The sequence below is a fragment of the Rhodococcus sp. NPDC127593 genome (assembly GCF_042671975.1).
GTDB lineage: Bacteria > Actinomycetota > Actinomycetes > Mycobacteriales > Mycobacteriaceae > Rhodococcus_F.
Window position 1 is genome coordinate 1 of sequence record NZ_JBHXWI010000074.1, and the last position, 22,749, is coordinate 22,749.

A 22,749-nucleotide genomic window follows, 5' to 3' on the forward strand; every position below is an offset into this window, starting at 1 on the left:
GGACGGGTCTCGAAGACGCTGAGGATCCCGTACTCCTGCGCCGACATCTCCAGGTCCTCCAGCGCTGCGTCCAGCAGCGCGCGGAAGCGCTGATTCGCGAGCCGGAACAGGTAGCCGAGATTCGCATCCGGTCGCGGCAGCTCCGCCGAGGCGGTTGTCAGCTTCTCTGACATCATGTCGCCACCGTACCACGCGTGTCAGCACATCTGACACCCAGAATTGGCGGATGCTTCCCCACCCAGACCTCGAGCCTGTCGGGCGACGCATGCTGGTGGCCTGGGATTATGCCGAGGGCGTCGGCCGCTAGGGCCGTGTCACCGCGTACCGAGTCAGGTCGTAGTGACAGGGTCCGCCTCAGTCCCCAGATTTCGCACCAGCCACCGACCGTCGACGAAATGCATGAGGACCGGGAATACCGGCCGAGCCTCGTTCGGCTGCCACACGCCGCCCTCCGGCGTCGAGGTGTCATGCACGTAGAGCACCTCGACGCCGGGGGCGACCATCCGTGTGCCGGTACCGATCCCCCACGTCGCCGGATCCGGCAGCAACGCCCGAAACGACCGCACATGCACACGCTCGAAATGCACCCACAGCGGATGCTCCGGCACCGGTTGTGCGAGAGCCGCTGCGACCGCCTCACCATCCCAACCGTCAACAGTCATCTGATAGTGGTTGTCCTGCACCCACCGCCATGCGAGCACCGCCCGGAAGTCCGGATCCACGTTCGGCCACACCGACAGCAGATCCCCGTCCACGCACACCGGCATCAAGAATGCCCACGCCGCACTCACCAGCTTCGTACGCCCGACGAACCACAACAATTCCGCCGGATCCATCGCACGAAGCTCCATGTAGGCCTCCCGCATCTCGGGAGGCACGGCGTTGATCTGCTCCGCGGTCAACTCCGGAAGGGTGGACGCCGCCGGCGCCTCGTCCGCGACGAACAACACTCGGACAGCGTCGACAAAACGCGGCGTCAGTCGCTCCAGTGACTGAAGTAACTCCCCGACCGTGCGGGGCGGGAGCATGTTCTTCGCGACCATCACATTCATGCACTCGAACACCGCTTCCGGGTCGAGATCAAGCTGATCACAAAGGAATTCGTCGGGATGGATCGCTTCGACGTCGAACGGGTCGAGGGCCGCCGGCGGGAAATCCGCCAGGTTGGCGGTTACGATCACACCCGCACCGGAGCGCACCGCCGCAGCCAGGACGTGCCGGTCCTTCGGATCGTTGATCATCGCGGGAATCAGCTCCCGGCATCCGCGCGACTCCTCCTCCGCGAACGGAAACGCCCTGCGCATCTGCTGCACCCGCCGCGCCGCCTGCTCCGGCGACTTACCGAACCTCTCCCCGGACAGATTCCGCTCGACCTCATCGAGCAGATCCAGCGTCCACACCGGCCGGAACAACTCGGCATCGGCCAGCGTCAACAGCAGATTGTTCAAGCTCTGAGGAAGCATGACGCACGTGTCGAGGACTACCCGAAAGGTCGTCATTGGTTGCCCTGCCCACCGGATCAGCGGGTCGTCACGAAGCCGTCAGCGGCGTCGCCCGGGCCCGGGGTTTCTTCGTGCGCCATCTCCTCGAACACCTGGCCGCGTCGCGCGCGCTCACGCTGCTGGAATTCGAGCACGTCCGTCAACTCCACCCGCCGATGCCGGCCTGGCGAGGTGTAGGGAATCTTCCCCGCCTCCAGCAACCGCACCAACGTCGGCCGGGTAATACCCAGCAGCTCCGCGGCCTCCTGCGTCGTCAACACGGTGCGATGTGGCTCCACCGAAACCGCCTGCCCCCGATCCAGCGCCGTCACCGCGTCGACGAGCAACCCCCGAACACTGTCCGGCAACGGCACCGACCCTTCCGGGGTCGAGATCGACACCGCCTCAGAACCGGCGAGAACAGCCTTCAGCGCGGAGAAAAGGTCCCGGTCGTCGGTGCCCGGTGGCAGCACCGTGTGGTTCACCTCAGCGCCCATAACCCACCATAAAACGAAAAAAACGAACACGCAATGCGGCGGGGGCCGCGGAGACGGATCCTCCGACAAGGCGGAATCAGCGCCAGCGCCAGACCCAGTTCCATCACCTTGACCGGTGGTGTGGCGTCGCCGACGCCGCACACCGCTGCCATGACCTTGACCAAGCAGGATTCCCCTCGGGGGTTGGGGTTCGGAATCTTCCCGGTCCCTCCGCCGCCGCTTCATTGCACCTTGACCAGACATGGATAGGAGAGTCCGCGATTCCCGCAAACCGTGGTGGAAAAGCTAGCCGACGGCTAAGCACGTGCGTCGAATATCTGCGCCTCACAACTTATTTCAATCGTCTATTCCCGGGGGGATGTTCGAGGGCTTCGCGGTGATCTCGAGCGCTTCGTTCGCGGCACGACAGGAGCGGTTGCGGGAGGCATTGGTCGGACGGCGACCGGTTTCGAAGCCGAATCCGATCACCGACGCAACCGGCACGGATGAAGATCCGAGCTGAGCCCATGGCCGGTTACGTTCGAGGGCCTCGATGCTTCAGTTACGCAATGCGACAACGTCTTCGTCGAGAAATCCCTTCAATCCGCCACTGAAGACATCGTTGTCGTCGCCGGCGACCATATGGCCGGCCCCGGTGACATCGATCTGTTTGGCGGTCGGGATCAGCTCCAGCAGTTCCTTGGCGCCTTCTTCGCTGACCACATGGGATTGCTTGCCACGAACGAGCATCGTGGGAACAGTGATTGTGGCTGCGGCGTCCCGAGCGCGTTCGTATCGCACGATCGACTCCGCTTGGCGGGTGGGTTCGTCGCCGTGGCGAAGGAACTCCGGATCCCAATGCCAGAACCAGCGGCCATCACGCAGGCGGAGGTTCTTGTGCAACCCCTGCGGGTTGGGCTTGCGGACGCGGTTCGGGGTATACGCCGCGATCGCCGCTGCAGCGTCGTCGAGACTCTCGAAACCATCGAGACCACTGCGCATGAACGCCATGATCTCCGCGGTGCCGGCGGTTTCGACCTTCGGTGCGATATCGACCAAGACCAGACCGCGAGCGAGCTCGGGATTCTCCCCTTGCCCGATCAACGACGTCATACCGCCCATCGAGGCACCGACGAGTACCGGCTTCTCCCCCAGTTCGCCGATGATCGATGTCAAGTCGGCGACCAGCGCATCGATGCCGTAGTCCCCGTCCGGTGCCCACTGGCTGTCTCCATGTCCGCGTGCGTCCACAGCGATGGCGGACCAGCCGTCCGACGCGAGGCTGCGTCCGGTATTTCGCCAGGAATGCCGGGTCTGCCCGCCGCCGTGCAGCAACAGGACCAGGCCTTTTCTGTCGACGCCCGATCCGCCGGCACCCTGGGACGGCGGATCCCACCGGTCGGCGGCAAGTGTGACACCGGCACCGCGGAATTCGGACTGTCTGCCTACGGGATCCATGAAGTTCCTCACCAACATCGTCGAGTCGAGCATTCTCCATCATGTTGCACTACTAGGTGAACAATGATTCACTCCCGTACCCGTTGCGCCTTTCCCGCGCGGTGACCGCAGCTCTCCCAGCGGGCATGCCGTGGGCGCAGATCGCCGCACAGTTCGGCGTACCACCCGAATTTTCAGAGCCGCAGTTGGCGACCTGGCGACCTCGGGTAGCGACCGACGGATCCCCGGACCACACTCAGCGCTACGCGGCGCCTCCCGATCCCCGAGCCCGTACAGGCCCGCCGCGGTGCGGAGAGGAGCCGAGTCGGGCACCTGCCGATCCGGCCGCTGCCACGCCGAGCTGCGCGCGGGCACCAAAACAGGCACCCCACCCCGCCGGATGGCCGGTCCGGATACGTGCGTAAACACGAACTATGGAAGAACCCGATCAGTTCTTCACACGCTTGAGGCAGCCATGCTCGAAAACCCCGCCCCACCGCCGCGGACGTCACCGGCAACCTTTACCCCATCCGCTGCAGAAACCAGCGACCCGTGTCGGGGTCACCCCGAGCGCAGCCGATTCGGCAACCGTGCGGCCCGTCGGCGGCGTGCCCGGACTGGCGCCCTCACAGGCTCTCCTGAGCTCGACTGGTTGCGGCAGTCCCTGCGTGCCTGCGATCTTCTCGCCAGCGTCCAATCCATCAGCCCCTCGGACCGGGCGCTCGTTGCTTTCGCCATCGAGTGGGCTCCCTACGGCGGCGCCGACGCCGAGGAACTGTTCATCAAATTCGGCGTACAACGGAACAGGTTCCTACATCTGCTCCAAGCCGCGATGACCCCGAGACGATCAGACCTCGGGCACCTACGCAACCTCAAGACCACTCTCTTCAACGACCTCCTCCGCGCATGGAACGAAACGCCGACGCACAGCAGGAAGTAGTGCCGCAAGATTTCGTCACGCGGGTACCCGAGGGCAGCACAAAACCTTGCGCGAAGATCACCTGGTCAGACGGTCGGTGACGTACTCGTTGTCGGCCAGGCGTAAACGAGGACGAGCTGCCGCTAGCCCTGCCGCGGCTCCCGAACCCGGATGGTTGGGATCCGCCGTCGCACCGGTTAGGGCGATCTGCAACTTGTGTCGGGGTGCAGATCGGCACCGGTGTGGTCGTGCGGCCACAGCACCCCAAGACCCCGGGTGCATGTCCTGCCACCGGACCCTCTAACCTGGCGGATCCGAACACGCAGAGCATGAGGTAGAACAGTCATGGCCACCGACTACGACGCACCGAGAGTCACCGAATCCGACGAGTCGACGGACACGTCCCTCGAACAGCTGACAGCCAGCAGGAAAGAATCCCAGTCACCCGTCTTGGACGTCGAGGACACCGACACCGCCGAGTCCTTCGAGCTACCCGGCGCCGACCTGTCCGGCGAAGAATTCACCGTGCGCGTCATCCCGAAACAGTCGGACGAGTTCACCTGCACCAGTTGCTTCCTGGTCCATCACCGTAGTCGCCTCGCCGATGGTGAGCAGCTGATCTGCCGGGACTGCGCCTGAGAAAATCGATACCTCCGGGTGCCTCGGTCTGGGCATCCGAGGCGCCGGAGTTCGGGAGGATCCTTCGCGGCCGTGATCAGGCGATCGACCATTGTCACCTGGTGCCAGCACTCGGCTACCCCCTCCGGAGGTCGCCGGACCGGCCTCGAGTCGGTCGGTCAAGCACCGGATCGACCACGCCGGCCCAAGTCCGGATTCGGGATCCCGGTTGTTGTTCCCGGCCGGGGCGAGCCGGCACCGCCTGCCACCACTCGTCCAGCGCGGCCCACACCGGAAAAAACATACGTGACGTGGATCACATGGCTGCGATACGGGCGGCCGCCGGATCTACCATTTTCCTCGCACCGGAACCCACAAAGCGCAGGTCGACGATACAATATTGCGCCAGCCAAACCCCTACTGGCTAGCAGGGATTGGCGCATACCGTTCCGCCGAAGTCCTCGGATCCAGACGAGAATTTCACACGCTGCCAACACCCGAGGAGACATCGGCGAGGTCAACCAACCAGGTACACCGACGCGGAACCGCACCGCCCGACTCGAGCGCGCGCCCCTTCCCGGGACGCACCTCGCACGACGAGCGCGGTCAGCGTTCGCGCGGCGGGTACCTGTTGCACGTTCCGGCGAGGCCCGGCCGGAGCGGACTACACTCCGACCGGGCCGCTTCGGCTCACCTAGGCTTCACAGCAACCCCGGCCGATCTCACGACCGCGTATGCCACTGCAGCCGAACGGTTTTCAGACTCCATTGATACTCCAGGACCGGCTCGACGTCGACAGCTCAGCCCGTCCCGCACCGACAGCCGCAACACCAGGATCCTCGCGGTCCCGGAACACGCCATCCTCACCCGACACAGATCAGTACGCCCACGATCACTACCGCGACCAGCGACGCGCCGCCGCAGATCAGCCACGCCTGCGTTGCGAGCTGCCGCCACTGATCGCACCGACCAACCACCTCGGCGACCGCGACCGATCGCCCCAGGTCCGCATCAGATGCTCGCGATCCCGACAGGCGGCGGGCCTTCGCATCCGCTCGTGCCGCCACACCGAACGAGACGGGGACCACCACCAGCGCAACTACCAGCAGGCCAACCATGACGCCCATACCCGTCCCAAACATTGCCGTTCCTTCCACACCACTAGGGCGCCCGTCACCGGTGCCGCGCATTAGTCACCGGCCACAGAGACACACGGGCACAACCAATCCCCCTGTCAGCTCTATCGCCGAACTGCCACCTGGTGTTTCACTCCGCGACCACAGGCACCAGCGGAGGACCCCACGTCGTCGCGGGCCTACACGCCGGGCATCGGGAACTTCCACACCGCCACCACAACCACGCCCATGACCAATCCGGCGTACAAAACAGTGCCAACCACGCTGACCCGCAACGCATTCAGCAGATTGGTGCCCAGGTTCTCGGTGATCCGTGCCATGACAACTCTTCTCTCACGTGCAGATATTCTCGACTGCCACGTCGATGACGTCGCACCAGCTACATTGGACCGACTTCGACACCTGCACATTGGCCGAAATACCTACACCCATACCCGCATTTGGGTCTGGAGGTTTGGGTCTCGACTCAGGGTTGCAACCGAACATCCCGAGCGCCAGGTTTCTCCCACAGATTTAGCTGTGTTCTACGTCACACAGCCGGTGCCTGAACCATGACACCCCGACATTTCGCCGCACCGGCAAGATCATGCGGGGGTTGCCAGGCGGCCGAGCCCGGGAACCGACCGGGCCATTGGTCGTCCGCGACAACGGCAGGTGAGCAGCTCGCCGCAAAATTCTCGTCTGCGCGGACAGCTCCAAATGCCTTCCGGACATGCTGTGGCACAGTAGAATCGGCTGAAAATGCACCACCTTCACTTGAATCGCTCGTTATCGAAGTCGGCCGCCAGTGCTGTGCTGTGCCCTGCCGAAGCAGAACACACCGGTTCCGGCACCACCACACCTGTCGCAGGCTCGCGCCGATCACCGGCTCGACGGCGCCCATCGGATCGTGAATGCACCGCAGAACGCTTCGAAATCGCACTTACTGGTCGGTAATTCAGAGGTGTAGGAAATTGTGCAATGGCATGGATCACACTCCCTGGACTTCCAGGCTCCGTCTCACGAAGATCACTAATGCGCCGCTCGTAACTACGTGCGGGTTGTCCGTGTAGCGCCCCTGCCAGCTGATACCGATCGTTGGCGGGGGCTGCGCTTGGCTGCTCCACAAGATATCCGGCGTCGCCACGCTCCCGGACACCCCCATTGACGCCGCGACTCCTGGCCAACGTTCTCGGCCACCGAACGAGTCACCCTCGCCCCCAACCGTGTCCTGCTCATTCCTGCCCGCTACCGCCGCGCGTCGACGCCGGACTCTTCGCCGCTCGGGCCAGAGAGCAGACCCATCGGTACACCCGGATATCGGTAGACCGATACGCACGATCACGACGAACTCCTCTGTCCCGCCAGAAACGGTCGTCCGCGTTCGGGACGCCACGCGCAGCGCCGACCCTGGACCGATCGCACCCGAGCCGCCGCAGGCACTGTCGTCGCCCACACGGTCGGCAACAGCTACCGGTATCCGGCATTCCAATTCGACGACGTCACCGCCTCGGTCCGCGAGGCCGTCGCCGACCCGTTGGGTGTGGCCTGTGCACAGCAATCACCGCGCCGCACACGCCCGGACCGACCCGGCGGCGGTGGCGGAGCCAGTCGTCAGCAAGTCCGACAAAGGCGGAGACACCGGCGACCCGAATCGCGAAGTGCGGGCCGTCGGCAAGTTGCTTTGCCGTGCTGTCGAATCGATTCCAGAGTTCCTTCACGGCAACTTCCAGACGAGCTGTTCGGGTCGCATTATTCTGGGCTATGGCCAGCCCGAGCAGTGTCGGCCGAGGCGATTGCGGCCGCGACGACAGCGCCCACTGAATGCGGAATTTCCGCGCCCGAGAGCGTACTTCCGTCAAAGTCGACAGGCCTGAACTGAAGCTACTGCCGTTGTCGACAAACACTTTTGATCAGTTTTCTGTGGATTTCAGTTAGCGTACTTACGTGACCTGTCGATTCGATCATTTACAGCACTGAAAAGTACTCGTGAACATCACATTACGTCTACCTGGCGTCTGTTTGGCATTTCCGGTAGTAGCGCAAGCGGCCTTCGGTGCTCCGCGCCCACGCCCTGCGCCAGGCGGCCCAATTCTCTTAACCTGGATCCGTGGAGACTACGCCGGCCGTAACGGGGTGCGAATGACGAAAGCGCCTCCCGTAGTGAGACAATCAAGATTCTCACATCACGATTGTCCACATACGGAAAGGCACTTTCAGTGCAATCATCGCACACGTTCACGGCGGGGTCCGCGGTGTTCGACGAATATAATCTCGTGTCCGCGGCCGGGCTGGTCCCGGTCCTCGAACTGGGTGAACAGACCGGCCTGTCGGAGCTGATCGACACCCATGTCGACCTCACCTCCACGCGGGTGGCCTCGGGTGCGGTGAACCCGGTGGGGAAACTGACCTCGATCATCGGCGGGATGCTCACCGGAGCCGACAGCATCGACGACGTGGACACGATCCGCGCCGGCGGCACCCCGATTCTCTTCGAACAGGTGTACGCCCCGTCGAGGTTGGGGATCTTCCTGCGCGAGTTCACGTTCGGGCACAGCCTGCAGCTCGGGGCGGTGCTACGCCGACACCTGATCGCCCTCGCCGCCCGCACCCCGCTGCTGCCCGGCATCGAGGACCGAGCCTTCCTCGACATCGACTCACTGCTGCGGCCGGTGTACGGGCACCAGAAACAAGGAGCGTCCTACGGGCACGCCAAGATCGCCGGCCGCTCCCTGCTCCGCAAGGGCCTGAACCCGCTGGTCACGACCCTGTCCACGGCGCAGGCGGCGCCGGTGGTCGCGGAGATGCGGCTGCGGGCCGGCAAGACCGGCTCGGGACGCGGCGCCGCCTCCCAGCTGCGGTCGGCGATCAGCACCGCCCGCGCCTGCGGCGCGAACGGCAAGATCATGGCCCGCGGCGATTCGGCGTTCGGCAACAAGGCCGTCATCGGCGCCGCGGTCGCCGCGGGTATCGAGTTCTCCCTGGTGATGACGCGTAATCCGCGCATCACTCGGGCGATCGCCAGCATCGACGACAGCGACTGGATGCCGGTGCACTATCGAAGGTGCGGTGACCGACCCCGACACCGGGGAGCTGATCTCCGACGCCGAGGTCGCCGAGGTCGAGTACACCGCGTTCTCTGGACGCCACAAGGTCACCGCCCGCCTGATCGTGCGCCGGGTCAAGGACGCGAACTACCCGGATGCGTTGTTCCCGGTCTGGCGGTATCACCCGTTCTTCACCAATTCCGACCTGCCGACCGCCGACGCCGACATCACCCACCGCAAACACGCGATCGTGGAAACGGTGTTCGCGGACCTCATCGACGGACCACTCGCCCACATCCCGTCGGGGCGTTTCGGCGCGAACAGCGCCTGGACGCTCTGCGCGGCGATCACCCACAACCTGCTGCGCGCCGCCGGAACCCTCGCCGGCGGCCGCCACGCCGTCGCCCGCGGCGCCACACTGCGCCGGCACCTGGTCAACGTCCCCGCCCGATTCGCCCGGCCAGCACGCAAACCCGTCCTCCACCTACCCGCGCACTGGCCGCGACAAGCCGACTGGACAACCCTCTGGGACAACATCATCGACTACGAACCGCCACAAGCTGCCTGACCCGACAACCCGGCCACACCGGCCCCGACCCAGGAATACCCAACGTGGATGAGCTGACAACCGGTCAGCAGATCAACCACGCCCCAACAGCGTCACCCGTCGCCATCACCAAAGAATCGACCCTAAAATCACCGAGATCACCGATCCACGGATTGAGGCTTAAAGCATCGGCTGGCGGGTCAGTGTGCCGCCGTCGACAGTGATGGTTTGCCCCGTGATGTAGCTGGCATCATCGGAGACAAGGAAGGCCACCACTGATGCGATCTCCTCCGGCGTACCGAGTCGGCGCATCGGTACGTACCGTGCGATGACCTCATCGGACAGGTCGGCGACCAACGGATCGACCATCGGTGTTCGTATGCAGCCGGGCGCAACGCAGTTGACCCTGATGTTTTCATCGGCCCACTCAATGGCGCTGGTCTGCGTGAGCGATATCAGTCCGGCTTTCGAGGCGTTGTAGGCCGCGAAGTTGGCTTCGGCCGCCAGTCCGTTGACCGAGGCGATATTGACGATCGATCCGCCGCCGGTGGACCGCATGGAACGCGCCGCCGCGGCAGAGGTGAGTGCCGCACCGCGCAGGTTGTTGTGCAAAGTGGCGTCCCATCTCTCGGCCGTCATGTCGACCATGGCGATCGACTCATAGATGCCGGCATTATTGACGAGATAATCGACCCCGCCGAATAGATCGAGGCACCGACCGACAATGCTGCTACCCACGTCCGGATCCGCTAGATCGGCAGCCATTCCGGCAACTTGACCGCTGTGCTGGTTCAGCTCCGCAGCCACCGCATCGACCTGGGCTGTATTGCGCGAGCAGATCAGCACACGGTAGCCCCGCCGTGCAAATAGCTCTGCGCAGGCGTAACCGATCCCCTTGGTGCCTCCGGTGATAACAGCGCGGCGGTCCACACCGGTTTCCGAGTTGTTCACAGTTACTTCCCTTTCCTCGCTTGGATGAATTTGGCGACGGTCGGCGCGGACCACATCTTGCTTTCCGTACCCGCGGTCAGACTCGAAATACGCTGCGACCGAACGCTAATCACTGCATGATCGGCTTTCCCAGCTACGGCTAGCTGTTCAGTTCCACCGCTGCGAGGATCGCAGTTCGCCGTGTCGGTAGCTGACCGCGCCGTGCTTGCGTGTGTGGCCCGGGGTGCGGCCCGATCAGTCGTCGTGGTCGGTGAATGCCCGTCTCGGCCCCACGCTCGATGCCTGTTCCTGTCGAGCGTTGGACAGTCGGTGAGCGTTGTTGACTACCCCGTCGTGGACGGTGGTAGCACCCGTGGTCGCGCGCATCTCGAGCTCGAGCGCGAGCACATCGGCACCCTGGGGCATCGCAGGAGCGGGAAGCCGCCAGACCAGTGGAAGCTTGTCCTGGACGACGCGTCGATAGGCATAGAGCGCAACCGACACCAGCAGGATGCTCACTGCGATCACAGAATCCCGGGAGCCGCCGTAACCCAGTAGGGAGGGATTCAGAACACCGACGACGGTGATGAAGACGTTGAACACCACCAGAACTGCCACGACAGGAATCCAGCCATTGCTCCGCCGAATTGGCCGAGGCCAGTTCGGCCGGTCCTTGCGCAGCAGCAGGAACGCCGACAGGCCCAGGATGATCGACAGGAGGTAACCGAGGTTGCTTGCCAGCAAGATACTCACCGGATGGCCCACCAAGACCATGACGGTCGCGTTGAGGAGCACGTCCAAGGTCAGCGACCGGCCGGGCACACCCCAGCGGTTGACCCAGTCGAGTTGCTTGATGGTCATGCCTTCCTGCGCAAGCCCAAAAAGGGCGCGACCCCCGTCGGCGGTCGTGGAAATCATCCCGACCAGCAACGAAAATGCGATCACGAGGGTTCCGATCCACGACGCACCGCCGAAGGCTTGGCCGAATGCCACGGCGACATAGGTCACCGGGTTGTCTCGGATCGTTCCTTCACCAAGACCACCCGACAGAGCGGTCGGCACGACGACGAACAGTACGATCATGAACAGCGAAATTCGCGACATGGCCTTGGAAGTGTCGCGGGCGGTGTCCTTGTACTCGGGAGCGAACGAAGCAACGATCTCCCCCGCATAGACTGCCCACGCGGTCACGTAGAACACGACTACGACTGTTCGCCAGTCTCCCGTGACCGACCACGACAAATTACTCGTCGACCACTGGATCGACGGGCTGACCAGGCACGCCACCGACACGACGGTGAGACCCACGATCACGAGCAGGCCGAGCACCTTGTTGACCGCGGCACCGAACTTCAAGCCGAAGTAGTTGAACGCCCAGGCGAACAGCATGGCACCGAGGGCGAAGAGGTGCTCGAGCCCGAGGTGGTTGCCGAAGATGTCGAAGGCGAGAGTGTTGTCCTGGAACCAGGTCGCCTCGATCAACTCTCCGAAGACGACCGCCGCCATGGAGATAGTCAGAGACCAACCGAGCCAGTAGCCGAACGCGGCGACAGCACCAAGCGGAGCGAAGTATTTCTTCCAGCCCTCGATGGCATAGCGCGCGACGCCCCCGGAGTCACGCGGAAACATTGCTGCCATCTCCGCGAATACCCGGCACTGGAGATAGCTGATGACAGCGCCGCAGAACCAGACCGTAATTGCGGTCCACGCGCCGACGACCCCGAGAAGGTAGCCGAATGTCACGAACAACCCGGTAGGTAGGGCAAGTGCAAGGGCGATTCCATCGCGCCAGGTCAGTGTCTTGGCGAGTTTATGATGGTTCACGCTATCGCTCATCGTAGTGCTCCTTCATATTGGTCAGTGCGTGCTCGAGACTGGGAACGGTGCGCTGACCCGACCGTCGCGCGGACGGCTGAGGGCCCTCGTGTTCACCGCGTTGGTGCTCACTCTCCGGCGAAGGTGCCGCTGTATCGGCGGGCCGCGACGTACAAGACAACGCTGACGACCGACAGAAGAGCGGTGTAGACGGGGAAGACCCACAACAGGTCACGGCTCTGCAGCCAGACGATCAGATAGGACGCGGTGCCACCGAAGGCGGCTACCGCGACGCCGTAGCCCAGCCCGGTGCCGGTCGCCCGACAGTACTTAGGCATCAGCGACGTGGACACGACGTTGTAGAGCGTCATGTTCGCCGCCAGCAGTACGCCGCCGAGCAGCAGGACCACGGTGAAGGTGCTCAGGCCGGGTCCGGCGTACAGCAGCATCAGGAAGATGCCGGGGACGGCCGCGAGGCGGGTGACCACGAATGCCCGGGACAGGCGCACACGGTCGGCGATCCGGCCGGTGATGATCGACCCGATCAGCATGATCACCCCGAGCACGCTGGTGACGGCGAAGATCGTGGTCGGGTTCTCGCCGTAGGTGCCCCGGGCCAGGGTGGGCAGGCCGACGTTCCACGCGTAGTTGTAGGCCTGCGCGGCGCCGACGACGAAGATGATCGCGGCCAGACCGAGCCAATGTCGTCGGACGCCGTCCCAGGTGCCCGACGTGCGTTCGGTCTTCTCCTCCTCCGACAGCGTCTCGGGGAGAGCACGCCGCAGGTAGAGCACGAAGAAGCTCATCGCGGCGCCGACCAGCATCGGGACCCGCCAACCCCACGTCGACATGGCGTCGCCGCCGATGATGTAGCTGGTCGCGAAGCTGACCAGGGAGGCGAGCAGGATGCCGAAGTTCTGGAAGAAGCTGATGTAGCCGGCCGCCCTACCCTCGTGTCCGGCCGGCATCAACTCCACGGCGTACGCCGTGGACAGCGGCGCCTCGATGCCGGTCGACAGGCCTTGTAGCAGTCGGCAGGCCAGCAGCAGGATCCCGGCCCAGACGCCGATCGAGTCGTAGGACGGCAGCAGCGCAATACTCAGGGTGGTGACCGCCATGATGCCGACCGACCAGAGCATCACCCGGCGACGCCCGACGCGGTCGGCGACGTTGCCGAGCAGGACTCCGCCCAGCGGCCGGACGCAGAACCCGACCGCGAATACGGCCAGCGCGTCGAGGGTCGACGACACGGGGTCCTGCGACGGGAAGAACTGCGGCCCGATGAACGCGGCGAGGAGGCCGAAGATCATCCAGTCGTACCACTCGAGGGTGTTGCCGAGGCCGAGTCCGAGCATTGCCCTACGGGTGGAGGGCGGGGAGTCCTTTGCGTGTTGCGGCGCCGACACGGAGTTCGCCGTGGGGTCCTGGGTGTCGGTCATGACGAACTCTCCGGGTATATAGGGAGGACCCATTTGGGGTGCACTCGGTGGTTCCCTGGGCGCGGAGCTCCCGCCAGGAAATGGGCAAGCCCCTGCCAGGAACGTGAGCTGTTGACGGTCGGTTCCGGCCGGCGGTCGCAACCGGGGTTGCGAGGACGATCGATGGTGCGCGCCGTCGAGTCAGTTCAAAGTGACTGCGCGCCATCGACGACCAACGTCACACCTCGTACGAACTCGGCGGCCGGTGAGGCCAGGAACCCGACCGCCTGTGCGATGTCGTTTGGCGTCGCCAGCCTGCCTGCCGGGATGCCGGACCGATAGGACTTCAGGTCGCCGACGACCTGTCGGTCATTCGGGACACCGAGCTCCTCCCACTGCCGGCGCTGCATCTCGGTGTCGCAGGATCCCGGAGCGACAGCGTTGACGCGGATTCCCTCTGCCGAAAGCTCGAGTGCGAGGCATTCGAGCATCATTTTGGTAGCGGCCTTGGTGGCGGAGTACGCGCCGAGGTCGAGACGGGGCTTGTGCGCACAGTTCGAGGTGATCGCGATCAGCGACCCACCCCCTTCGGCGCGCATATGGGAGATGTGAGGGCGGAAGGTGTTGAGCACTCCCAAGGTGTTGATCCGAAAGTGGTTCACGAGGTTGTCGACGGGGTCGCTCGCCAACCGACCGGACACGCACCTTCCGGCGTTGGCGACCACCGTGTCGGGTGGGCCTCCCAGCGCATCTGTCAGCGCCAGGGCCGCGTTCTCCATGGCAGCGGCATCGCTCACGTCGCACTCGGCGAAAGCTACCCGGCCCTTCAGTCGGGCATTGGGCTCCTGCCGGTCGATTACGGCAACAGCAGCTCCATCTGACAGGAGTTTCTCGACGATGGCCTCGCCTATGCCTTGGCTGCCCCCGGTGACGATGCAACGCATCGGGTTACTAGTCATCAATGTTTTCCTTCCAAGCTTGGATGTATGCGTCGTGCACGGCCGCGGCCAGCTCGCCCGGCCGCGCCGCGTCGCCGATCTTGATGGTGCGAACTCCCGGTATGCGGGTCGGCTCCTTCGTGCGGGGGTTGCGCAGGTTATAGAGCAACACGTGGTGGAGCCGATCACTTTTCATCAGCCGCTTCGGCAGTGGTGCGCGGGACAGGACGCGGATGAGGATGCGGACGAGGGGCCCGAGGTTGCCCACATAGTTGGCGCCCCTGGCGTCAACGACGACGTCGACGTCGGTACGCCATTCAGGCGGCGGTTCCCGGTCCCCCTCCGGGGAGATGTGAACGCCGGCGTCGATGGCCTCGTTCCACAGTCCGTCGAAGTAGCGGTGCATCCGCTGTCGATCCGGCGTGTAGCCGTTGAAGGTGGGTGCTGCCGCCGCCTTCCAGGTGCGGTCCCGTGCGATGACGTACACCTGGTGTCCCGCTCGTGCCGATTCCAAAGCGTAGGTCAGGCCGGCCGGCCCGGCGCCGAACACGAGTCGACGTTGCGCAGCGGTTCCAGCGGCAGGCCTGGCGGTGGTCGTCACGGTGGGGTTCACCGCGCAGGCAAGCTGTTTACCCGAGCGCATGGTCCGCACACAGTGATTGCACGCCAAGCACTCTCGCACTTGCTGCTGTTGCTGCGTCTTGCGCGCCCAATGAGGATCGGCGATCTGGCCGCGCCCCACCGCGACGAAGTCCGTCCACCCCTGCGCGAGAGCGTCTTCGGCCACAGCCGGGTTGTTCACCCGTCCAACCGCTATGACGGGCAGCCGCGTGCGTGTCTTGACCACGCGCGCCGCGTCGAGGAATACGCCGTCCTTGTACGGCATGGGCGGGATCATGATCTCGGGATCGGCGGACTTGTAGTGCCCGCCGGTCACCGAGACGGCGGAGACGCCGGCGTCCTCCAGGTAGGGAAGGAACGCGAGCGAGTCGTCCAACGTTTGTCCGGCTGAGTAGTAGTCCTGACCGCTGAGGCGGTAGCTCAGCGGGATGTCGACAGCGTCGACGATCCGGCGCACCAATGACGCGAGGAAGTCGTACCGGGCCGCGGCGTCCGGCAGCACCCGATTCTCGTCGGCGCTGATCAGCTGCGCCAGGAGGTATCCGTGGGCGCCGTGGAGCTCAACCACGTCGAACCCTGCCTCCTCGGCCCGTCTGGCCGCGTCGACGTGATCCACCACGAGCTGCTCCAGGGAGTCCTCGTCGAAAAGCTCGGGAAAGTTCACGAAGCGTGCCGTCTCGAACACGGGTACCGGCCCCGCAGTCGCGGCCAGGGGACGCCCGCCGAGTTCGGTCGGGAGCGCCCGCGCTCCGCCGTGGCCGAGTTGGATGCCGGCCCGGGCACCCTGCTCGTGGATGGCTGCGACGAGAGAGCGCAGGCCGGGTATGTACTCGTCCGAGTCGATGCCCAGCTCGCGCCCTCGGTGGCGACCACGACGCTGCGGCGAGGCCATCTCCACGATCACGAGGCCGCAGCCACCCCTGGCCCGCTCCTGGTAGTAGCTCACGAGCTCCGGCGTGACCTCTCCGGAGGGGGTGGCCAGCCGGGTGGTCATGCTGGGCAAGACGACCCGGTTGCGAATCTCGACGCCGCCGATCGAGCTCGGGCTGAAGAGGTGGACGTAGGACATGGCGCTACACGAGCCCGGCGCTGGCGCAGGCGGCCTCGAGCGTGGCGAGCTCAGTTCCGTTGACCTCAACCAAGGGGCGCCGCACAAACGTGGCGTCGCGCGGGATCCGACCCAGGATGCCCAGGGCCGCCTTCATCCGGTTGTGCTGGTCGAAGAAGGGATCGGCGTAGCAGGCAACGGCGAGGGGGTAGATGCGATCCCAGACCTTTCGCGCCCCGTCCAGATCTCCAGCTTGCACCGCCGTAAGGAGTTCGCTCTGCAGGTCGGCGACGATACTTCCGTGACCGCTCAGCACGCCGTCGCTGCCCACCAGCAGAGATGCAAAGAGGGAGCGGCTGAAGGTGCTCAGGACCGAGACGTGCGGGGCGTCGGCCTTGATCGCCCGCCACGTGTCCTCGTACTCGACGATGTCGTAGGACCACTCCTTGATGGCCGCCACGGTCGGGATGGTCTGGCAGAGTTCCAAGGTGGTCTCGAGCGGCAGCGTGAGGGGGTTGCCAACCGGATACTTGAAGAGGATCAGGGGCACGTCGACCGCCTCGGCGACCGCTTCGTAGTGGGAGCGCTGGGATTCCGCGCGCCGCTGCGACCCTCCGGCGAAGACTCCTGAGGGGAAGACCAACAGCGCCTTCGCTCCGGACTCGACGGATCGACGCGCCTCGGCAGCGGCTCGGGCGCTGCCGTCGTCGTAGACGCCGGCCACCACGCCAATGGACTCCGGGACCACCGAGACGGCGTGCTCGATCATGCGCTGCCGTTCCTCGGTGGTCAGGGTCGCGACCTCCGAGGCGTGGGCGGTGGTGGTGATCCACTGCACCCCCGGTACCTCGGCAAGCCACCGGATGTGAGAGGTGAGTGCATCCCAGTGAATCTCTCCGCCCGTCGACATTGGAGTGATGTGGGCTGGAATAAGACCCCGAACTGATGAGACTGCGTCGCTCTGGACCATGATGTCCCCTTTCTGATGCGGTGAGAGAACGGTAGGAACGAATGCGGTTGGCGGACAAGGGACAGTCCTGCAAGTCGATATGCATCCGTGCAGAGATCGCAGGTCAGATAGGTTCCGGGCCAGTGCGTCCGCGCGGGCCGGCGCCGGCCCTGACGTGGGCGACCACGTGCGGTGCGTGGGCGGAGCGCCAGCGGTGCCGAGCGGCCGCGAATATTATGAACGCCAACGTGATCCAGACCGGTGTTGAAACCTCGACCCTTGGCGACCTTGGTGTGATGCCGCACGTCGGGAAGGACGCTTCGATCGGATTCATGGTGCACAGCTGGACCCTCACGCAGTACGCGTCGACCTGGACATGAGTGTGGCCGTGCACAGGCCGTTCGTCTCGAACTGTGCGCTCGCATATGTCGGCGCGTCGGATTAGTGATTAAGTTCATTGTCACTTGATCCAGCCGAGCGGATCACCTTCACCTATCGACGGTCAGCCAATGCTGCTCACTCCGCAACGGACGAGGCGAGATGCGACCGACGATGCCTGTGAATGACAGATCCCTCCCCACGATGGAGACGACGACATGACGACTGCCCCACCGCCCACACCCCTCGAGCTGGACACTTCGGTTGCCCTGGTCGACCTGTCAGATCGGGCCTTCAAGCAGTTGATCGACGGGAAACTAGTCGAAGGGGCATCGAGCCAGCCGGTCGTCGATCCGGCAACCGGTGAGGCCATCGCGACGGCGCCGGTCGCTGATGAGACGCAGGCCGACCAGGCATACCGGGCGGCGGCACGTGCCTTCAGGGACTGGCAGCACACCACCGTGGAAGAGCGGTCACGGTGCCTGCACCAGCTCGCGCAGCGCATCGAGGAGCGGCGGGCGGAGATCTCGCGGATTATCACCTTGGAAACCGGCAAGCCGGCTGCCTCGGCCGACGGTGACGTCGACTCGGCCCTCGTCTGGATGCGCCACATCGCCGACCTGCGCCTCGACCCCGAGGTGGTGCGTGACGACGAGGAGTCACGGATCGAGATCCACCGCAAACCCATCGGCGTGGTGCTCGGGATAATCCCGTGGAACTTCCCCTTCTTCCAGACCATCTACAAGGTGGCGCCGGCGTTGCTCGCGGGCAACACGATAGTCATCAAACCGGCACCGACCACGCCACTCAACGCGATGTTGATCGGTGAGCTGCTCCAGGACTTGGTGCCGGCCGGAGTGGTCAACGTGGTGGGCGATGGCGGTGATCTGGGCCCCTACCTGACCGCCCACAAGGAGGTCGACAAGATTTCCTTCACCGGTTCCAGCGCGGCGGGCCGCAAGGTGATGGCCAGCAGCGCCGAGACCCTCAAGAGAGTCGTCTTGGAGTTGGGCGGAAACGACGGAGCGGTCGTGCTCGACGACGTGGACGTACCGACGGTCGCCAAGGGGATCTTCCAGTGGGCATTCTGGAACACCGGTCAGGTCTGCATCAACATCAAGCGGATCTTTGTACACGCTTCGCAATACGACGAGTTCTGCGATGAGTTCGCCCGGTTGGCCATCGACGCCAAGGTCGGACACGGGCTCGACCCGGAGACCGAATACGGTCCGGTTCAGAACGCCAAGCAGTTCGAGGCCGCCAAGACGGCGCTCGACCTCGCGGCGCGTGATGGGAAGGTCATCGCCGGTGGCGAAGTGTTCGACGCCCCCGGCTACTTCGTACAGCTCACGGTAGTCCGCGACATCGACCACGCCAGTCCGCTCGTCTCCGAGGAGACCTTCGCTCCCGTCCGCGCCATCTTGAAGTACGACGACCTCGACGAGGTGATCGACCGGGTCAATGGGACCGAATTCGGCCTGGGCAATTCGGTGTGGGGTACCGACGTGGAGCGTGCCACCGCCGTCGCTCAGCGCCTCGAGAGTGGAACCGTCTGGGTGAATACGCATTGCGCTGTCTTGCCCGACGTTCCCTTCGGCGGACGCAAGCAATCGGGTATCGGCGTTGAGTTCGGCATGGAGGGGCTCCTGGAGTTCACCGACACCAGCGTCATTCACATCGTCAAGAAGAGCGACTGAACCTTTCGTGGAAAGAGGAGTGCTTATTCGAGGGCCGCGTGACCGTGTAGACAACTGGACGACGATTGCCCCCACGCCGGGGACGTTGCTTCGTTCCGAAGAGGACCCAATCGGATTGTCACCGAAGAAATTCTTTGTGATTAGTGGATGAGGACATGGGAAATAATCAGTCTTGTGATGTTGTGATCATTGGAGCCGGATTCGCCGGCATTACCGCTTCTCGGGATCTCAGTCGCCGAGGGTACGACGTGGTGGTGCTGGAGGGCCGGGATCGCATTGGAGGCAGAACCTGGTACAAGGACGACGCTCTGCCGGGGCACTCACTGGAGTTGGGGGGCACGTGGGTCCATTGGTTCCAGCCCCATGCATTCGCGGAGATCTCGCGCTACAACCTGGAGCTTGTCGAAACCATCGGAGTGTCCGCGCCTGAGATCGCAGCCACGGTGACCGGAGGCCAGCGGACGAGCGTCCCCTACGAGGAGGCCTCCTCGGCTATCGAGTCGCTCATGGAGATGGTCGTTCAGGACGCTCGGGAGGTTCTCGAGCGGCCCTTTGAGCCTTTTTTCCAACAGGACGCGTTAGCGGTGGTGGACAAGTTGTCGATCCAAGATCGGATCGACGAACTTGACCTGACTCCAGAAGAGAAAGACCTGGCCAACGGCTTGTGGACAGCCATGGGCTCCGCCCCGTGTGGAGACGTTGGTCTGGTCGCCGCGCTGCGTTGGTATGCGCTCAGCGGCTTCGATATCAATGCAGTATTCGATACGGTGGGTCGCTACAAACTCAGAAACGGAACACGCTCTCTGATCCAGGCCATCGCGGACGACTCCTCAGCCGACGTTCGGCTGAGCACTCCGGTTGCCGCGGTGGAACAATCGGATGAAGGTGCGATCGTGACCACCCGACAAGGCGATACCTTGCGGGCCAAATACGTGGTCGTCGCCGCACCATTGAATACTCTCGGTGCCATCGATTTCACTCCCGCCCTATCCCCTGCGAAACAGGCTGGAATCTCTGAGGGCCAGCCCGGCCGTGGTTCGAAAGCGTGGGTGCACGTTCGAGGTGACTTGCCCAAGCCGTTCTTTGCCGTTGCCCCGGAGAACCACTTGATCAACTATGTCGTCACGGACAAGGTTCTCGATGACGGTCAGTTGCTTATCGCATTCGGCCCCGAGGGGGCTGATTTGAACGCTTGCGACGTTGACCAAGTCAGTGCGGAGCTCCACAAGCTGTTTGGGGATCTGGAGGTCGTCGCTACCACGGGACATAACTGGGCAAGTGACGAGTTTTCGCGCGGCACGTGGTGCATGTTCAGACCGGGCCAGACAACGAGGTTGCTCGCGGAGCTACAGAAGCCCGAGGGCAGGCTGTTCTTTGCCGGTTCGGATATCGCCAATGGATGGAACGGGTTCATCGATGGCGCAATCGAATCCGGAATCCGGGCTGATCGAGAGGTTCATGCGCGGATGTCTGGGAGTCCCAGCTGAGCCCTGTCACAGTTTGTACCCCTTCGGCGCGACTCGGATGCACGTCGCAGTCAGGGGTGAAGGCCCAGGCATGCAGGGCCGGGACGCTAGCGGCGGCGCGGCGGCCCGGCCCTGCTGCCCATACAGATCACCAGATGGTGCCGATCCAGGCGATCGCGTCCACCTGACAACCGGGGGACAATAAACGAAGGACGAGACATGACCGAAAACAGCATGGACCATCGAAGACTCGCCAAGAAGCTCACCTGGCGCGATGGCATGGCCATGGCGCTGACCCTGCCAGTTGGGTTGTTCGTGACGTTCGGGTACCTTCTCGGGGTCGTCGGCGCGTGGACCGCAATTACGGTCTGGTTCATCGGAGCGGTGATCAGCTTCCTGCAGTGCCAGGTCTTTGCGGAGATGGCAGCAATGTTCCCCCGCGACTCCGGAGGGGTCGCGCGCTATGCCATCGAGGGCTGGAAGAAATACTTCGCTCCCCTCGGAGCCATCGCCGCGTTCGGCTACTGGCTCGGTTGGTCCCTGTCCATCTCCATGGCCTCGGTCGTCTTCGGAGAGTTGATCGAAGCGACCTGGTTCCAGGACAACACTCTCGCCTTCGACATCTTCGGCAACCACCTCGGGCTCGAACACCTCTTCGCCCTCGGCGCCATGCTGTTCGCCTGGGCGTTCAACTACTTCGGCTTGAAGTTCGGTGCCACCGTCAACAAGGTGCTCGGATTGCTGGTTGTCGCAGGTCTAGCCGTAATAACGGTGGCGTGCCTGGTCAGCCCGTCAATTCACTGGTCGGCGGCCAACCTGTCCTGGTCGGTTGCCGGCGACTGGAAAACAGTCGCTGTCGTGTTCTACGTGACCGCGTGGACGATCTACGCGGGCGAGATCGTTGCTTCGTTCGCCCCCGAGTACAAGGACACCGCCCGCGACACATCCAAGGCCATGTCGCGAATTTCGCTGTTCATGATCGTACTGTTCGTCGTCGTCCCGACCGCCCTCGCGGGTGGTCTTGGAGAGGGCGTGGTCCGGGACAACCCGGTGACCTATGTCGCCGTCGCATTCGACCAGGCGTTCGGTGGCGCGGCCTGGATCGGAACGATCGTGATCGCGTCGGCCCTGCTGATCTCTATCATCTCCACGACCGCCGATGGGGGCCGCGCCCTCTTCGGGCTCGCGCAGGAAGGCATGACCATCAAGCAACTCGACTGGGTCAACCGCTGGGGTGTGCCCGGCCGGTCGCTGACCTTGGACGTGCTCCTCAACGCGACCGTCATGGTCTTGGTGGGCCATCCGGTGAGTATCTTGCTGGCAAGCAACCTCGGCTACCTCCTGGCCATCATCTTGGGCCTGTCGGCGTTCCTGCTGCTGCGCAAGGACCGGCCGAACTGGCCGCGGCCGATCAGACGACACCGCGCGTGGATACCCGTCGTCGCAGTTCTGGTGGCGTTCAACATCTTCATCACTGTGATCGGCGTCCTGAATCCCGAACTGCTGGGCTATGGGGGCGCACGAGAATCTCTGGTCGCGGTGGCCGTTTTGCTGTTCTCGGTCGTGCTCTATGCGTATCGGCGCGTGGTCCAGGACAAGCTTCCAATGCTCTGGCGGCTTCCTGCGCCTGCAATGCCTCACGGTGCCGACGCTCTCGCCCTCGAGCACGAGATGCGGCAGATGCATTCCTCGCCTACCAGCTCGACGAACCGTGATGCGATGACGCCGACGGACCTCGAAAAGGAATCTTTGTGAGGTGCCAGGCACGGCTTACGCCAGGCAGGTTCACCGCCGATACCGTGCTGATCACGACGCTGCCCCGGGATCGGACGCGAGCGTGCCCCGGGTG

16 protein-coding genes and 1 pseudogene are annotated in these 22,749 nt (G+C 64.1%); 6 read left to right on the forward strand and 11 right to left on the reverse strand.

What is annotated here, in order from left to right:
• Positions 1-329: 329 nt before the first annotated feature.
• The 3 genes from ACFVJ3_RS42290 to ACFVJ3_RS42300 form a co-directional block, all read right to left on the reverse strand.
• Positions 330-1,499: a putative toxin-antitoxin system toxin component, PIN family gene (locus ACFVJ3_RS42290; protein WP_378457739.1), complete on the reverse strand. Its 1,170-nt coding sequence runs from the start codon at positions 1,497-1,499 to the stop codon at positions 330-332.
• A gap of 20 nt (positions 1,500-1,519) precedes the next feature.
• Entirely contained in the window at positions 1,520-1,978 is a 459-nt protein-coding gene (locus tag ACFVJ3_RS42295) for a helix-turn-helix domain-containing protein (protein ID WP_378457769.1), read from the reverse strand.
• A 537-nt stretch (positions 1,979-2,515) separates the two neighbouring features.
• A complete protein-coding gene (locus ACFVJ3_RS42300; protein ID WP_378457740.1) occupies positions 2,516-3,415 on the reverse strand; it encodes an alpha/beta fold hydrolase in 900 nt (299 codons plus the stop codon).
• Between the two features lie 631 nt (positions 3,416-4,046).
• Between ACFVJ3_RS42300 and ACFVJ3_RS42305 the strand changes: the two genes are divergently transcribed.
• Both ACFVJ3_RS42305 and ACFVJ3_RS42310 read left to right on the forward strand, forming a co-directional pair.
• Positions 4,047-4,334 (forward strand): hypothetical protein, encoded by a 288-nt coding sequence (locus tag ACFVJ3_RS42305; protein ID WP_378457741.1) that lies wholly within the window; start codon positions 4,047-4,049, stop codon positions 4,332-4,334.
• A gap of 324 nt (positions 4,335-4,658) precedes the next feature.
• Positions 4,659-4,952 (forward strand): DUF4193 domain-containing protein, encoded by a 294-nt coding sequence (locus tag ACFVJ3_RS42310; RefSeq protein ID WP_378457742.1) that lies wholly within the window; start codon positions 4,659-4,661, stop codon positions 4,950-4,952.
• An 842-nt stretch (positions 4,953-5,794) separates the two neighbouring features.
• Here the strand turns inward: ACFVJ3_RS42310 and ACFVJ3_RS42315 are convergent.
• Both ACFVJ3_RS42315 and ACFVJ3_RS42320 read right to left on the reverse strand, forming a co-directional pair.
• Positions 5,795-6,073 carry a hypothetical protein gene (locus tag ACFVJ3_RS42315; RefSeq protein WP_378457743.1) on the reverse strand — a complete coding sequence of 93 codons (279 nt, stop codon included), beginning with the start codon at positions 6,071-6,073 and terminating at the stop codon, positions 5,795-5,797.
• A gap of 173 nt (positions 6,074-6,246) precedes the next feature.
• A complete protein-coding gene (locus ACFVJ3_RS42320) occupies positions 6,247-6,387 on the reverse strand; it encodes a hypothetical protein (protein WP_378457744.1) in 141 nt (46 codons plus the stop codon).
• Between the two features lie 1,878 nt (positions 6,388-8,265).
• On the opposite strand from ACFVJ3_RS42320, the pseudogene ACFVJ3_RS42325 reads away from it, so the two are divergent.
• A pseudogene (locus tag ACFVJ3_RS42325) lies at positions 8,266-9,661 on the forward strand (IS1380 family transposase).
• Between the two features lie 159 nt (positions 9,662-9,820).
• On the opposite strand, the gene ACFVJ3_RS42330 reads toward ACFVJ3_RS42325, so the two are convergent.
• The 6 genes from ACFVJ3_RS42330 to ACFVJ3_RS42355 all read right to left on the reverse strand — a co-directional run bounded on the left by ACFVJ3_RS42330 (position 9,821) and on the right by ACFVJ3_RS42355 (position 17,380).
• Positions 9,821-10,591: an SDR family NAD(P)-dependent oxidoreductase gene (locus ACFVJ3_RS42330; protein ID WP_378457745.1), complete on the reverse strand. Its 771-nt coding sequence runs from the start codon at positions 10,589-10,591 to the stop codon at positions 9,821-9,823.
• Positions 10,592-10,825: 234 nt separating this feature from the next.
• Positions 10,826-12,406, reverse strand: a complete 1,581-nt coding sequence (locus tag ACFVJ3_RS42335) for an APC family permease (protein ID WP_378457746.1) — start codon at positions 12,404-12,406, stop codon at positions 10,826-10,828.
• Between the two features lie 107 nt (positions 12,407-12,513).
• A complete protein-coding gene (locus tag ACFVJ3_RS42340; protein WP_378457747.1) occupies positions 12,514-13,824 on the reverse strand; it encodes an MFS transporter in 1,311 nt (436 codons plus the stop codon).
• A 185-nt stretch (positions 13,825-14,009) separates the two neighbouring features.
• Positions 14,010-14,762, reverse strand: coding sequence for an SDR family oxidoreductase (locus ACFVJ3_RS42345; protein WP_378457748.1), 753 nt, complete (start codon positions 14,760-14,762; stop codon positions 14,010-14,012).
• Positions 14,755-16,431, reverse strand: a complete 1,677-nt coding sequence (locus ACFVJ3_RS42350) for a tRNA-dihydrouridine synthase (RefSeq protein WP_378457749.1) — start codon at positions 16,429-16,431, stop codon at positions 14,755-14,757. Before ACFVJ3_RS42350 ends, ACFVJ3_RS42345 begins: the two co-directional genes overlap by 8 nt.
• A gap of 4 nt (positions 16,432-16,435) precedes the next feature.
• Positions 16,436-17,380 carry a dihydrodipicolinate synthase family protein gene (locus ACFVJ3_RS42355; protein WP_378457750.1) on the reverse strand — a complete coding sequence of 315 codons (945 nt, stop codon included), beginning with the start codon at positions 17,378-17,380 and terminating at the stop codon, positions 16,436-16,438.
• A 575-nt stretch (positions 17,381-17,955) separates the two neighbouring features.
• Here ACFVJ3_RS42355 and ACFVJ3_RS42360 point away from each other — a divergent pair.
• From ACFVJ3_RS42360 to ACFVJ3_RS42370, 3 genes are all read left to right on the forward strand, one after another.
• On the forward strand, positions 17,956-19,434 hold the full coding sequence (locus ACFVJ3_RS42360) for an aldehyde dehydrogenase family protein (RefSeq protein ID WP_378457751.1): 1,479 nt from the start codon (positions 17,956-17,958) through the stop codon (positions 19,432-19,434).
• Positions 19,435-19,589: 155 nt separating this feature from the next.
• The gene (locus ACFVJ3_RS42365) at positions 19,590-20,921 is read left to right on the forward strand and encodes a flavin monoamine oxidase family protein (protein ID WP_378457752.1); all 1,332 of its coding nucleotides are present in this window, start codon (positions 19,590-19,592) and stop codon (positions 20,919-20,921) included.
• Positions 20,922-21,119: 198 nt separating this feature from the next.
• The gene (locus ACFVJ3_RS42370; RefSeq protein WP_378457753.1) at positions 21,120-22,655 is read left to right on the forward strand and encodes an APC family permease; all 1,536 of its coding nucleotides are present in this window, start codon (positions 21,120-21,122) and stop codon (positions 22,653-22,655) included.
• The last annotated feature ends 94 nt before the right edge of the window (positions 22,656-22,749 follow it).